This is a genomic window from Mycolicibacterium sp. Y3 (assembly GCF_051188035.1).
Lineage (GTDB): Bacteria > Actinomycetota > Actinomycetes > Mycobacteriales > Mycobacteriaceae > Mycobacterium > Mycobacterium fluoranthenivorans.
In genome coordinates this window covers 1,310,313-1,324,637 of the sequence record NZ_JAVQLT010000001.1, presented here as the reverse complement: position 1 = coordinate 1,324,637, position 14,325 = coordinate 1,310,313, and the positions used below count along the sequence as shown (strand labels likewise).

At 68.1% G+C, this 14,325-nt stretch carries 12 protein-coding genes; 9 read left to right on the top strand and 3 right to left on the bottom strand.

The features are described from left to right. Positions 1 to 43 precede the first annotated feature (43 nt). Entirely contained in the window at positions 44 to 3,094 is a 3,051-nt protein-coding gene (locus tag QN239_RS06550; protein WP_499008833.1) for an ATP-binding protein, read from the top strand. Here the strand turns inward: QN239_RS06550 and QN239_RS06545 are convergent. Continuing rightward, positions 3,091 to 3,711 (bottom strand): GntR family transcriptional regulator, encoded by a 621-nt coding sequence (locus tag QN239_RS06545; RefSeq protein WP_499008832.1) that lies wholly within the window; start codon positions 3,709 to 3,711, stop codon positions 3,091 to 3,093. The genes QN239_RS06550 and QN239_RS06545 overlap by 4 nt on opposite strands. Positions 3,712 to 3,832: 121 nt before the next feature. On the opposite strand from QN239_RS06545, the gene QN239_RS06540 reads away from it, so the two are divergent. Genes QN239_RS06540 through QN239_RS06515 form a run of 6 tightly spaced genes read left to right on the top strand, consistent with a single transcriptional unit; the run spans position 3,833 to position 9,016 of the window. Then, the gene (locus QN239_RS06540) at positions 3,833 to 4,462 is read left to right on the top strand and encodes an ECF transporter S component (RefSeq protein WP_499008830.1); all 630 of its coding nucleotides are present in this window, start codon (positions 3,833 to 3,835) and stop codon (positions 4,460 to 4,462) included. Next, positions 4,459 to 5,925 carry an ABC transporter ATP-binding protein gene (locus QN239_RS06535; RefSeq protein ID WP_499008829.1) on the top strand — a complete coding sequence of 489 codons (1,467 nt, stop codon included), beginning with the start codon at positions 4,459 to 4,461 and terminating at the stop codon, positions 5,923 to 5,925. Before QN239_RS06540 ends, QN239_RS06535 begins: the two co-directional genes overlap by 4 nt. Further along, positions 5,922 to 6,689 (top strand): energy-coupling factor transporter transmembrane component T family protein, encoded by a 768-nt coding sequence (locus QN239_RS06530; protein WP_499008828.1) that lies wholly within the window; start codon positions 5,922 to 5,924, stop codon positions 6,687 to 6,689. The genes QN239_RS06535 and QN239_RS06530 overlap by 4 nt, the downstream gene beginning before the upstream one ends. Next, positions 6,676 to 7,239 carry a nucleoside/nucleotide kinase family protein gene (locus tag QN239_RS06525; RefSeq protein ID WP_499008827.1) on the top strand — a complete coding sequence of 188 codons (564 nt, stop codon included), beginning with the start codon at positions 6,676 to 6,678 and terminating at the stop codon, positions 7,237 to 7,239. Before QN239_RS06530 ends, QN239_RS06525 begins: the two co-directional genes overlap by 14 nt. Beyond that, positions 7,236 to 8,162: an ABC transporter substrate-binding protein gene (locus QN239_RS06520; protein ID WP_499008825.1), complete on the top strand. Its 927-nt coding sequence runs from the start codon at positions 7,236 to 7,238 to the stop codon at positions 8,160 to 8,162. The genes QN239_RS06525 and QN239_RS06520 overlap by 4 nt, the downstream gene beginning before the upstream one ends. Next, positions 8,159 to 9,016 (top strand): sulfurtransferase, encoded by an 858-nt coding sequence (locus tag QN239_RS06515; protein WP_499008824.1) that lies wholly within the window; start codon positions 8,159 to 8,161, stop codon positions 9,014 to 9,016. Before QN239_RS06520 ends, QN239_RS06515 begins: the two co-directional genes overlap by 4 nt. A gap of 8 nt (positions 9,017 to 9,024) precedes the next feature. Here QN239_RS06515 and QN239_RS06510 read toward each other — a convergent pair whose 3' ends face one another. Next, complete coding sequence (locus QN239_RS06510) at positions 9,025 to 10,707, bottom strand: FAD-dependent oxidoreductase (RefSeq protein ID WP_499008822.1); 1,683 nt, start codon at positions 10,705 to 10,707, stop codon at positions 9,025 to 9,027. Positions 10,708 to 10,717: 10 nt separating this feature from the next. Further along, entirely contained in the window at positions 10,718 to 11,734 is a 1,017-nt protein-coding gene (locus tag QN239_RS06505) for an AurF N-oxygenase family protein (protein WP_499008820.1), read from the bottom strand. 464 nt (positions 11,735 to 12,198) lie between these two features. On the opposite strand from QN239_RS06505, the gene QN239_RS06500 reads away from it, so the two are divergent. Beyond that, positions 12,199 to 13,152, top strand: coding sequence for a membrane protease subunit, stomatin/prohibitin (locus QN239_RS06500; protein ID WP_499008818.1), 954 nt, complete (start codon positions 12,199 to 12,201; stop codon positions 13,150 to 13,152). A 48-nt stretch (positions 13,153 to 13,200) separates the two neighbouring features. Next, entirely contained in the window at positions 13,201 to 14,307 is a 1,107-nt protein-coding gene (gene serC / locus QN239_RS06495) for a phosphoserine transaminase (RefSeq protein WP_499008816.1), read from the top strand. Positions 14,308 to 14,325: the final 18 nt, after the last annotated feature.

The window sequence follows — 14,325 nt, the reverse complement described above, 5'->3', positions numbered from 1 at the left end:
AGCCCCGCGACGGCCCGTCCGCGGCGGTATCGTCTGACCGAATATGTCCATTCGCCAACGGTCCGCGGGCACGGTCGAGTACTCCCTGTCAGGGGCGGTCGCGGCGCGTGTCGATGGCGCGACGGTGCCGTTGGGCGGACCGAAGCAGCGCTGCGTGCTCGCGGTGCTGCTGGCCCACCACGGCACCGTCGTCAGCATCGATCGCCTCATCGATGCGATCTGGGCCGACGAGGCTCCCGCGAAGGCGCTCGCGTCGCTGCGGTCCTATGTCGCCAACCTGCGCAAGGTGCTCACGCCGGCGACCGATGACGGAACGGCCCGGCTGGCGTCGCGCCCCAACGGTTACCAGCTGAACCTGCTGCCCGGCGATTCGGTGGACCTGCACGAGTTCGAGGCGCTGGTCCTCAAGGGCCGGGCGCAGCTGGTCGGCGCGGATGCCGAGGGTGCATTCGCCTCGCTGAGCCAGGCACTGCAGCGCTGGCGCGGCGACCCGTTCGGCGAGTTCCTCTACCGCGACTTCGCGATACCAGAAGCGCGGCGCTACAGCGCATTACAGACCACCGCGATCGAGGCCCGCTTCGACGCCGCCGTGCAGTACGGCCGGGGCGCTCAGATCATCCCGGAGATCGAGGCGGCGGTGGCGCATGATCCGCTGCAGGAACGATTGTGGGGACATCTGATGCTGGCCCTGACGCAGGCCGGCCGGCCGGCGGACGCGGTGCGGGCGTTCGACCGCGTCGGCGCGGTCCTCAAACGGGAACTGGGTGTCCGCCCCGGCGAAGGCCTGCAGACGCTGTTCGAGAAGATCAGCGACGGATCCGCCGACCCGCTGGGCACCACCTCCCGGACAGCGCCCGAGCTGCCGCTCTACGTGGGCCGGGACCCGACCACCGAATCGGTCACGGCATCGGTGAACCGGATCCGGTTCGGCACCGGCGGCCTGACGCTGGTGACCGGCGAGAGCGGTATCGGCAAGACCTCCCTGGCGCAGGCGGTCGCGGAGCGGACCGGCATCGGCGAGATCCAAGTGGTCTGGGCCGGTCACCCCACCGGGATCAGGCTGCCGCTGATGTGGACGTGGATTCAGGTGCTGCGCCAGCTGGGCACCGATCTGGGCTCCGCGGGACGCCACGTCGTGCACCGGGCGGCGCCCGGTGTCGTCGACGCACTGGTCCCGGAATGGGGCGACGACGATGCTGGTGCGGCTCCGGCGGATCTCCCGCAGCGAACCGCGGTGGCGGCGACCGGCTTCGCCCTGGCCGAGGGGATCGCCGGCGCCCTGCGCGAGGTGTCGGCACTGCGCCCGTTGCTGTTGATCCTCGACGACCTGCACCACGCCGACACCGCCTCACTGCAGGCGCTCACCCTGCTGACCACGCAGCTGGCCAGGGTGCCCATTCATGTCATCGGCACTTGGACCTACTTCGGCGCCGACCGCCCGGTCAACCGGAAAGCCCTGACCCGGCTGCTGCATTCCAGTAGTATGGCCACGGTCCCACTCGGCGGTATCGACCGGACCGCCGCACACCAGCTGATCCACACGGTCTCCGGGGCGCCGGCGCGCAGCGAGGTCACCGAGTCGGTCTGGCGCCAGTCGGGCGGAAATCCGTTCTATATCAAGGAGATCGCTCGCGGCCTCGGTGCCGACGAGCCGACCGACGGGGTGCCCGATGCCGTTCTCGGGGTGGTCGGTCGGCGCCTCGGCACACTCGACCGGCCCACCCGGCGCACGCTCGGGGCCGCCGCGGTGATCGGTCCGGTCTTCGATGTCGCCGCCCTGGCCGACGTCGTCGACCTGTCGGTGTCGGCCGTGCAGGCCCGGTTGCGCCCCGCGTATGAAACCGGACTGCTCGACGAGGTTCCCGGCCAGCCTGGCGCCTACCGGTTCAGCCACGGATTGGTGCGCGACGCCGTGCTGGCCCACCTGTCCACCACCGAACGCACAGCCGCACACGCCTCGATCGCCACCACGCGCGCCGCCGCCATCGCCAGCGACGCCTACGAGGACGCGATCGCCGGCGCCGACCACGCCTGGCAGGCCGGCGCCGCACTCAACCCGGACACCGCACTGGAGATCAGCGAGACCGTGATCGAAAGGGCATTGAGCCGCTCGGCCTACGACGACATCGCCGTGCTGGCCGAGCATGCGCTCCAGATCGCCACCCGGCTGCCGGCCAAACCCGAGTACCTGGCCCGGCAGGCCACTCTCTGGATGCACCTGGCCGGTGCCAAAGGAATTCTCGAAGGCCAGACCAGCAGCGCCGTCACGCATGCCATCTCCCGGGCCTTCGAGATCGGCGAACAGGTACGCGGCCGCAGCTTCTACGGTGCCGTCGCGTTGCAGTGCTTCGCCCGGATCGGCATGGGCCACACCGAGGAAGCGGCGGTCCTCGCCCATGGCCTGCGCGAGCAGTATCTGCGTTCCGGTGACCCCGACGCCGGGCTCGCCAACGACTTCACCCAAGTGATGGTCCATTTCATCCGCGGCGATACCGAGGCCGCGATCGCCACCGGCCAGCACATGATGGAGAACTTCCCGCCGCCGGAGACCGTCACCGATCCCCTGCACTTCGTCCACCCGCGGGTGTACTGCTGGATGGCGATCGCCGAAGCACAGCGCGGCAACACCGTGGCGATGGACGACTATCGGCGCCTGGCAAGGGAACTCGCGCAGAGCCGGGGTGACACGTTCAACATCCTGGCCTCCGAACTGACCCAGGTGGAATGCGCGGCCATCCTCGGTATCACCGCGGGCACCGCCGCGGCGGCCGCGGAAGTCGACCGCAAGCTGTGCGCCGCGGGTGGACACCAATGGGCAGCGTGCGCCCGGATCATCAGCATCTGGGCCGAGGTGATGGAGACCGGCGTCGACCACGCCCCCGCCGCGTTCGAGGCATTCGACGAATTCGCCGGCGACGGCTCAGTGGCGATGCATGCGTTGTTCCTGGCATTGCTGGCCGATATCGAACAACGGGTGGGTCGCCCCGGTTCTGCGCGCGAGATCCTGACGCGCGCCCGCACGCTGACCGAAACGACCGGCGAGCATTCCTGGGACGACTTCATCGACCGGCGGGTGCAGGCGCTGCAGAGCTAGAACGGCCGCGCAAACGTATCCAGGCGTTCCTGTTTGGTGCGCTGCAGGTGTGCCGCGACCGCGGCGCTGGCGGCCTCCGCATCGCGGGCCCTGATCGCCTCCAGGATGGCTTCGTGTTCCACGACGACGTCGGCGAGATCGTCGCGGTGGACCGCCTCTTGGTCGTACACCCGCAGCCTGGCCACCAGATTGGCCAGCGTCTCGTGCAGCGTCGAATTGTGCGATGCCGCCCACAACACTTCGTGCCACTGGGAATTGAACTGGCGGGCCACCTCGGGTTCTTCGGCCTCCGCGGCGTGTTGGTGCAATTGGGTCAGCTGTGCCAACTGCAACTCGGTGCGCCGGGCCGAGGCCGCCTCCGCCGCGGCCTTTTCCAGCGCGATCCGCACGTCGTAGATCTCGATGACATCGTCGGGAGTGCCCGACCGGATGCGATAGCCGCGCGCCGATCGGATGATCAACCCCTCTTGTTCCAGCCGGCTCAGCGCCTCGCGTACCGGCGTCCGGGAGACTCCGTATGCCGTGGTGAGGGTGCTCTCGCTCAGCGGTTCGGCCGCCGAGAAGCGACCGGCGAGCAGGTCAGCGCGCAGAACGCTGTGAAAGGGGGTTCGCTGCACCGACCGAGCATACGTTTCGTGCCGTTATGTATACAGAAAATACTCATGGTGATGCCAAGTCATACGAAGTGCACCTCGCCCGTCCATACTGAGGCCTTCGCGTTCGGCCCTAAGGAGACCCATGAGCACCCAGTCCACCGACACGACGCCGGCCGCCACCGGCCGCGCCCTGCGCTGGCGCGTCGTCGATATCGTCGTCGCCAGCGTGCTCGCGACGGCCGCCGGCCTGGTCTTCGTGCTGTGGAACATCGCGTCGAACCCGATCAGCACACCGTTGAGCGCGGCCCTACCCGGCCTGCAGGCGCTGCTGGGTGGCGGCTGGCTGTTCGCCGGTGTGCTCACTGCTCTGGTGATCCGCAAGCCCGGCGCTGCCCTGTACGGCGAACTCGTTGCTGCCACGGTGTCGGCCCTGGTCGGCAACCAATGGGGTGTCCTCACCCTGGAATCCGGCTTGGTCCAAGGCCTCGGCGCGGAACTCGTGTTCGCCGTATTCCTCTACCGCCGTTGGGGACTGCCGACCGCCGTGCTCGCGGGCGCGGTGGCGGGGCTGGCCCTCGCCATCAATGACCTGATCCTCTGGTACCCGGGTTCGGCGAGCACGTTCATCACCATCTACACCGTGTCGGCGATCGTATCGGGAGCGCTGATCGCCGGACTGTTGTCCTGGTTCGTGGTGCGCGGCCTTGCCAAGACCGGAGCCTTGAGCCGCTTCGCGTCCGGCCGGGCGGAGCCCGATCCGCGCACCCGATGAGCCGATCTGCAGGAACCGGTGCCGCCGTCACGGCACAGGGTTGGGGCTGGCGGCATGCAACACGCACGCAGTGGGCGGTACGCGATCTCGATCTCACGATCGAACCCGGGCAGCGGGTGTTGCTCCTTGGGCCGTCAGGAGCCGGCAAATCGACTGTGCTACAAGGTATCGCGGGACTGCTCGGCGGAGCAGAAGAAGGGCAGCAGGCCGGCCGTCTCCTCGTCGACGGCGCCGCGCCGACCGCCCAGCGGGCCAGGATCGGCATGGTGCTCCAAGATCCCGACGCACAGGTGATCTTGTCCAGGGTCGGCGACGACGTGGCGTTCGGGATGGAGAACTTCGGCGTCGCGCGCGAGCAGATATGGCCCCGGGTGCGCGAGTCGCTCGACGCGGTGGGGCTGAACCTGCCTCTGGCGCACAACACTTCGGAGCTGTCCGGCGGCCAGAAACAGCGGCTCGCGCTGGCCGGTGTGATCGCGATGAACCCCGGCCTGATCCTGCTCGACGAACCGACCGCGAACCTGGACCCCGAGGGGGTGGTCGAGGTCCGTGACGCGATCGCCGAATCTGCACAGCGCACCGGCGCCACGTTGATCGTCATCGAGCACCGCACCGAAGTGTGGCTGCCGGTCATCGACCGGGTGATCGTGCTGGGCGCCGACGGCGCCGTGATCGCCGACGGCACACCGCAACAGACGATCCGGCGCGAACACGCCTATCTGATGTCCGCGGGCGTGTGGGTGCCCGGCACGCCACCGCCTGCGCTCACCCGGCACCGGCACACCGATACCCGCACACTGCTGTCAGCAGTGGACCTGTCGCTGGGCCATCGTGGTGGTGCGCAGCTGCACACCGGAGTGAACTTCTCGATCGATCGGGGACAGATCTCCGTGATCACCGGCCCCAACGGGGCGGGCAAATCCACGCTGGCACTGACCCTCGGCGGTCTACTCCCCCCGGCCGCGGGACGCGTCGAGGCCGACACCGCCTTCGCGCCCGCGCCCGCGCGGCGCCAACCCATCAAGTGGAAATCCCGGGAACTGATCACCCGGATCGGCAGCGTCTTCCAGGACCCCGAGCACCAATTCCTGACCGGCACGGTCCGCGGCGAACTGGCCCTCGGCCCCAAGGCCCTCAACCGGAATGCCGTCGAATCCACCGTCGACGCACTGCTGGAGCGCCTGCACCTGACCCGTCTCGCCGACGCGAATCCCTACACCCTTTCCGGCGGTGAGAAGCGTCGGCTGTCGGTGGCCACCGTGCTCGCCACCGGTCCGCAGGTGATCGTCCTGGACGAACCCACCTTCGGCCAGGACCGCCGCACGTGGGAGGAGCTCATCCTGCTGCTCGCCGAGATCGCCGACGAGGGCACCGCCGTCGTCGCGGTTACGCATGATCTGGATTTCACGGCGCTGCTCGCCGACGCCCGCATCGAGCTGCCCGCCTGGGAGACGGTGTCATGACGGAGGCACTCGCGGCACGGACGGTCAACCCCGTCGCCCGGCTCCTCGCGGCCGCGATCATCGCGGCCGGGCTGGTGCTGTCCCTGGACTGGGTGTCCGCCCTGACCGCGCTGATCCTGGAGATCGGCCTGTTCTTCGCGATCGGCGCCCGACCGCGACCGGTGCTCATTCGCAGTGCGCTGCTCGTGGTGGCGGCGGCGGTGACCGCGGTGACGATCCTGTTGTACGGCCAGTCCAGCGGTTCGGTGCATTGGCATTTCCTGCTGATCACCGTGAGCGACGGTTCGATCGCGCTCGCGCTGGCCACCTTTCTGCGGGTGCTCGCGATCGCACTGCCGTCGGTGATCCTGTTCGCCGATGTCGAACCCACCGAGCTGGCCGACGGCCTCGGTCAGGTGCTGCGCCTGCCGGCCCGGTTCGTGCTCGGTGCACTGGCCGGGCTGCGGCTGGTCAACCTGCTCGCCGAGGACTGGCGTTACCTGGGCTACGCCCGCCGGGCCCGCGGGGTCGCCGACCACGCGCCGCTGCGCCGGGTTGCCGGTCAGGCGTTCGCGCTGCTTGTCTTCGCCGTGCGGCGCGGCTCAAAACTGGCCACCGCCATGGAGGCCCGTGGCTTCGGCGCCCACCGTACGAGGACATGGGCCCGTCCGTCACCCTTCAGCGGACGCGAATTCGCACTCATCGCAGCAGGATTCGCCATCGCCGCCACCGCCACCACCGTCGCGGTGACCAGCGGAAACTGGAACTTCATTGGCCATCGATGACATCGCGGCCCGGCTGGCGACGGACCGGGCGACGACGGTCCTGATCGACGGCCGTTCGGGTTCCGGGAAGTCGACGCTGGCGAATCAGCTGCACACCGCGTGGCCGGACAGCCTGGTGGTCCGTCTCGATGACATCTACCCAGGGTGGGACGGGTTACTCTGGGCCGCCGAGCATCTGCAGCGCGCACTTCTGGCGCCCCGCGCGCAGGGGCGGCCCGGACGTTGGCGCGGCTGGGACTGGACCCGTGACGCGCCGGCCGGCTGGCATACCGTCGGGCCGCAGCAGCGGCTCGTCGTCGAGGGGATCGGCGCCCTGACTCCAGCCTCGCGGGCCCTGGCCGACCTGGGCATCTGGGTGCATGCCGAGGACGACGACCGCAAACGCAGAGCACTGAGCCGCGACGGCGACCTGTATCGGCCGCACTGGAACCGTTGGGCCGCACAGGAAGTGGCGTTCATCGAACGTCATCGACCACAAGCGTGCGCCGACCTCATCGCGGTACCGACCGGCCTCGGATTCGGCTTCACCACACCGGAAGGGCTGCCATGACCACCCCACTTTCCCTGGCCCTGGAGTACTTCCATCCGTGGCCGAACTCCGCCGGGTTCTATATCGCGCGAGACCGCGGTTGGTACGCCGAGGCCGGCATCGATCTGCAGATCCGCACGGTGGATCCGGGTATCGGGGACAGCCTCGAGCACATCCGGCGCGAGCTGGTCGATCTGGCGGTATTCCCCACCAACCGGCTGTTGGTGCGCGCCGAGCGCGGCGAGCCACTGCAGGTGATCGCCGCGGTCAACCAGCGCGGCCTGGAGACCATCCGCACGCTCGCCGACAACGGGATCGAGACCCTGGCGGACCTGACCGGCAGGCGGTTGGCCCTGAATCCGACACCGCGCGGTGTGGCGCTGGTACGCGATCTGGTGCGCGATGCCGGCGGCGACCCGGACGCCGTGACCCTGGTGGATGTCGGGGTACGGGAGTTGACCAGTGCGGAACTGGCCGCCGGGGTAGCCGACGCCACCTTCGGGTCCTACTGGGCGTGGGACATCCTGCTCACCGAGCATCCGGATCGTCCGGAGCGGGTCTGGCGGGTCGATGATCACCTGCCGTTCGGCTACCACAGCTATCTGCTCGGTGCGCACAGCCGCGTGGCAGAGCAGAACCCCGTGCTGCTGAGGGATTTCCGCGATGTCACCGATCGCGGATTCCGGTATGCCGCCCGACACCCCGACGAGGCGGTGGCACTGCTCGGGGGCATCACCCCGTACTTCCCGGACCGCGTCATCGCCCGTTCACTGGAAGCCATTGCCCCGACCTGGTTTCATGAAGGTAGTTGGGGCACAGTGCGCCCCGAACTTGTCGAACCGTATGCACACTGGCTGGCCGGACATGGAATACTCAGCGCGCCCGATCGCTGGGAGTCAGCCTTCGCCAACTCGTCCTTCGCCAAGACGGCCCAGTCGCTATGAGTGAAAACCCGGTCGTCGGTGCTCGGCAACTGGCCGCCGAGCTGGCCGGTCCACGGGCGCCGGTGCTCCTCGACGCCAGCCTGATCCTGCACCGGCCCGAGTTCGACGGCGACTACCGGACCGACAGCGGGCGTCACCGCTGGCAGTCGGGCCACCTGCCCGGCGCCATCCACGTCGAGGTCGACGCAGATTTCGCCGTGCCCGCCCAGACCCACAACCAGCACCCGCCGGCGCAGGTATTGGCTGAGCGTGCAGCCAGATTCGGCATTGGCCCCGACACCGCGACGGTCGTCTACGACAGCACCGGTGGTTTCTGGGCGGCCAGGGTCTGGTACCTGCTGCGCTGGATCGGTGTGCCGGTCCGTGTGCTCGACGGTGGCCTGGCCGCCTGGAAGGCGGCCGGACTGCCGACCGACGCCAGCCCCACGCAGCCCGTGCCGGTGCCGCCATGGCGCGTGCACGCCATCCGCGATGCCTGGATCGAGCTCGACGAGCTTCGTGAAATCGTCAGCAGCACAGCTAATCTGGTCTGCGCCCTGTCGCCCGCAGCATTCACCGGCGCCGAACCGACGCGTTACCACCGGCGCGGACACATCCCGGGCAGCCGCAACGTCGCGGCCCGTTCCCTGCTCGACGAGCGGGGCCTGCTGCTGCCGCCCACCGAGATCACCGCGTTGTACCGGGACGCCGGCGTCGACCTGGACCGGGAGGTGCTGCTGTACTGCGGGGGCGGCATCTCCGCGACGGTGAACGCACTCGCGTTGGTCGCGGCCGGCATCGAGCGGCTACGCGTCTACGACGGATCACTGGAGGAGTGGAGCGCCGACCCGTCGCTCCCGCTGACCGTCGGTTGAGCCCGAAGTCAGCGCCCCAGCGCGGACAGCAGTCGTTGTCCGACAGTCGGTTTGGGTGCCATCGCGGCGGCCGCCAACATATCGTCGACTCGGGTGAACTTGTCCCGCGGACGATCCTCGCCACCGCGCGCGATCTCCGCGGCGTCGATGGCACGCCAGCCCGCGGCGTCAACGACCGCGGGCCGGCGGCCTCGGACCAGCTTGTCCAGCGCCCCAGGCTTGTGCACCCGGTCGCCGAGCTGTCCTCGGTTGTAGTCCTCCACCAGATTGTGCACCGTCTCGGCGGCACACGACTTGTTGGTGCCGATGAAACCGGTGGGACCACGCTTGATCCAGCCGGCCACGTAGGCGCCGGGCACCGGCACACCGTTGTCGAGCACGCGGCCACCTGCGTTCGGCACCACGGCGGCGTCCTCGTCGAACGGCAGCGCGGGAATCGCCTTGCCGCGGTAGCCGATCGAGGTCAGCACCATCCCGGCCTCCACCGCGCGGTGCGCATCGGTACCGGTGACGCCGAACTCGATGCCGGCGACGCGGTCCTGCCCCACGATCCGCCGCGGGGTGAGTTGGTAGGCCAACCGGATCCGCGGGCGGGTATGAGGCGCGCTCGTCGCGGACACGGTAGGGAGTTTGGACAGGATCTCCAGCTTGTTGCGGGTCAGCGGGTCCGATTCGTGGGCCAGGTCGCGGATCACCAGGTCGTGGTCGGCCGCGTCGAGCACCACATCGCAGACCGAGGTCAGCCCGATCAACTCGGGCAGGGTGAAGGCCGACTGCGCGGGCCCGCGCCGGGCCGCGATCACGACTTCCTGCACCTTCGAGCGCCGCAGTGCGGCGAGGGCATGGTCGGCGATATCGGTGCGCGCCAACGTATCCGGGTCGGTGGTCAGGATGCGGGCCACGTCGAGCGCGACATTGCCGTTACCGACGATGACCACCCGCTCATGACTGAGGTCCACCGGCAGATCCACGAAGTCGGGGTGCCCGTTGAACCAGGCCACCACCTCGGTGGCGGTGGCGGTGTTGGTCAGGTCCATCCCGTCGATGTCGAGACGCCGGTCGTTGGGCGCGCCGACCGCATAGAGCACGGCGTGGTGGTGTTCCAACAACTCCGCATGGCTGAGGTGCTTGCCCACCTCGACGTTGAGGAAGAAGGTGAAGCCCGTCTGCCGCGTCATCCGGTCGAACAGCCGGGTGACGCGCTTGGTGCTCTGGTGGTCCGGCGCCACTCCGGCGCGGACCAATCCGTATGGCGTGGGCAGCTTCTCGAAGACGTTCACCCGGACCCCTCGCTGGGTGAGCAACTCGTCGGCCGCGTACATCGCCGCGGGACCGGAACCGACGATCGCCACGGTGAGCGGATCACCGGCGCGCGGATACACCTTCGGCGCCTCCAGTACCGGCGCCAGCTTCGACGTCGGCGGCAGTTTCCCCTCCCGCTTGGGATAGAACGCCGCGTTCAATTCGATGAACGGCAACTGGTTCTCGGTGAGCCGGGTATCGGGCCCGATCGCACCGACCGGGCATGCGCTGACGCACGCGCCGCAGTCCACACAGGCATCGGGATCGATGTAGAGCATCTCGGCGGTGGCGAAACCCGGCTCGTCCGGCGACGGGTGGATGCAGTTCACCGGGCAGGCGTAGACACAGGACCCGTCGCTGCAACACGACTGGGTGATCACATGAGGCATCGGGCAGCCGTCAGGCGACCGAGACCAGGTGCTGGCGCTGCGGCTCGCTGCGGTAGCGACTGGGGCTGCCGTTGATCCGGCAGATGCGCCACACGAGCTTCGCCAGCGGGTTCATCAGACCACTGTCGTGGGCCAGCATCCGCACGTCACCGAACATGTCGCGCAGCATAAGCCGTGACTGCGGCGATTTGAAGAAGATGTCCTTGCGCACCGAGCGCGGGATGTCGAACTTCTTCCAGAACGTGCGCGGCGGCACGATGATCGCCGAGCACAGGATGCGCATCACGATCGGGACGTAGATCGACAGCACGAACCGCTTACGCCAAGACAATTCGGGAACCCGCTTGCGCAGGTACTCGTGCGCGAACGAGATGTGCCGGGCCTCTTCGGCGACGTGGATCGCCATCACCCGCTCCATGATCGGGTGCAGGGCCTTGCCCTCGCGCAGCACGTTCTTCTGGGTGTGGTCGATGGGCTCCTCGCCGGCGAGAATGCCGAACCAGAACGGGATCGGCAGTGGGCCGGCCACCAGCGGGATGCCGGGCTGGATCCACTTCAGCAGCCGCGGCATGCCCGGCACGTCAGCGCCGATACGGTTGACCATCTCCTGGAACATCAGGGTGTGGTTGCACTCCTCGACCGCCTCGTGCAGGCAGTACCGGTATTCCGGGGACCCGTTGGGCGTCCAGAAGGCGTACTCCATCAGGCCGCGGATGAGGATCGACTCGAAGTGCAGGCCGACCTTGGCGACATTGGCCTGGCGCCACATGCCGATCTCGATCTGCCGCTCCAGAGGCTGGGCCTGGTACCAGGGATGCTGGCCGATGGGATCAGTGGCAGGAAGCACCCACCGCGGGTCGTTGGGGATCACGGCAAACTCCGGCGAATCCCACTCGATGTCTTTGTACGGATTGAAATTGCGCCGCACCGAACCCTCGGACAGCGTGGTGAGCATCTCGACGTATTGCGTGTCCTCGCTGACGTCCATGTTCTTGCGCCAGCGCCGGATCATCTTGGTCCTAGCCACTTGAATCCCTCCGTGAGGTTTACATCGAACGGCCTCTTGTCTAGACGGTACCGCAGGTATCGAGTAAAAGTCCACACTCCCGGCTCTCCATTTGCTGATATTCACAGCTCATCAGGAGAAGGTCCTGTTGGAACTCTAAACGCTGCCACACGATATGTTTGCTACACGCCGCCCGAGCCCCGCCCCGCGGCGTGCGGGATCACGCCGCACCCGACGGTCTGACCACGCATTCGTGTGACTGCGTCACCTCGGAATTACCACCTGCGCCGACCGCACAAACCTTGCTGCGCAACCCCGGAAAGCGACACCACACCGATACCGAAACCGGGGTCATCCGACGGACGACGGCGGACACGCGCGTTCCTCCGTCCATGCCGCCGCCGCGCACCCAGCGTCAGAAGCGCGCAAAGTCTCCTCACCTCGCTACACTCCCAGCTGACTCACAGCACCGACGAAGGATGCAGATGGCCGTCAATCGCAACGTCAAAGGTGTGGTGATCGGGGCCGTGCTCGTCGTCGGCGTCCTGATCTCGGGCGCGGTGCTGTCGAGTTGCGCCACCCAGGTAGGGCCGGGGCAGACGGCGGTCAAGGTGGACGACTACGTCTTGATCCCCACCGATCCCAAGGTGGAGGGTTGCATCAATCCGGAGACCTCGGAGTTCAATCCACCCGGTGGTTTCAAGGCGTATCGCTATCCGTCCCGACAGATCAGCTGGGATGCGACCGGCGGGCCCGATTCCGAGGCGGAGGCCACGATCGTGGTGTCCAACGCGACCGCCCCCGCCGAACTTCGCGTTCCCGTCGTGATCACCTTCGATCTGACCACCGACTGCAGCATGCTGATGGACTTCCACCGCGACTTCGGCACCAAATACCAGGGCTGGCTGGACAACGACGGCCTGGTCACCCCCGGTTGGGTGAACCTGCTGCGCTACGTCATCGGCCAGCCCGCCGAACAGGTGCTCATCAGTGTCGCCCAGAAGTACACCTGGCGGGAGATCTGGAATGACGAGAAGGTCCGGATCGAATTCCAGAACGCGCTGCGCGACGCCCTGCCCGGCGCGTCGCGGGCCCGCACCGACGGGCGGGAGTTCTTCACCAACTTCCAGGTGACCGTCATGAAACCGGATCCGGTGGAGTCGGGGCTCAAGGACGCGATCATCGCCGAGCAGAAGGCCATCGCCGACGCCCGGGCCGCTGAGGCCAAGGGGGTGGCGGACGCCAACGCGGCCAAGGCCAAAGCCGAGGCGGACAAGGCGGCCGCACAGGCCCAGACCGAACTGGCCCGTCAGCGTGCACTTCAGAAGCAGGCCGAGATCGCCGGCTACCCGGACGTGGACGCCTACCTGAGGGCCATCGCCATCGAGAACGGGCAGAACCCGTTCCAACCCACCTACGTGGTGCCCCAGGCGCCCTGAACCGCACCGGCGTCTTAATGGCTGGCGCAGGCCGATAATCTGAACGCCATGGCCGAACTGACGATCCCCGCCGATATCAAGCCGAAAGACGGACGCTTCGGGTGCGGACCGTCCAAGGTGCGCCCCGAACAATTGGCCGCGCTGGCCGCCGCCGGTGACCTGTTCGGCACCTCGCACCGGCAGGCCCCGGTCAAGAACCTGGTGGGACGGGTTCGGGACGGTCTGCACCAGCTGTTCGCGCTGCCCGACGGGTACGAGGTCATCCTCGGTAACGGCGGATCCACCGCATTCTGGGATGCCGCGGCCTTCGGCCTGGTCGACAAGAAGTCGCTGCACCTGACCTACGGCGAGTTCAGCTCGAAGTTCGCCTCGTGCGTGGCCAAGAATCCGTTCGTCGGCGATCCCATCATCATCAAGACCGAGGCGGGCACCGCCCCGGAGCCGACGTCGGACCCGTCGGTCGACGTCGTCGCCTGGGCGCACAACGAAACCTCGACCGGCGTCGCGGTGCCGGTGCAGCGTCCCGCCGGCGATGCGCTGGTGGTCATCGACGCCACCTCGGCGGCCGGCGGGCTGCCCGTCGACATCGCCGACACCGACGCCTACTACTTCGCCCCGCAGAAGAACTTCGCCGGTGACGGTGGGCTGTGGATCGCGGTGCTCTCGCCCGCCGCGCTGGCGCGCATCGAGGCCATCGCGGCGACCGACCGCTGGGTGCCCGATTTCCTGTCCCTGCCCATCGCGGTGGAGAACAGCCTCAAGAACCAGACCTACAACACCCCGGCCATCGGCACGCTGATCCTGCTCGCCGAGCAGATCGACTGGCTGTTGGGTAACGGTGGGCTGGATTGGGCGGTCAAGCGCACCGCCGATTCGTCGCAGCGGCTGTATTCGTGGGCCGAATCGTCGGCGTTCGCCACGCCGTTCGTGGCCGACCCGGCGCTGCGGTCGCAGGTGGTCGGCACCATCGATTTCTCGGATTCGGTCGATGCCGCGGCCGTGGCCAAGGTGCTGCGTGCCAACGGCATCGTCGACACCGAGCCTTACCGCAAACTGGGCCGCAACCAGCTGCGGGTGGCGATGTTCCCCGCCGTGGAGCCCGACGACATCAGCGCCCTGACCGCGTGCGTGGACTGGGTTGTCGAAAAGCTCTGACCGGCCTGCGTGTCCGCG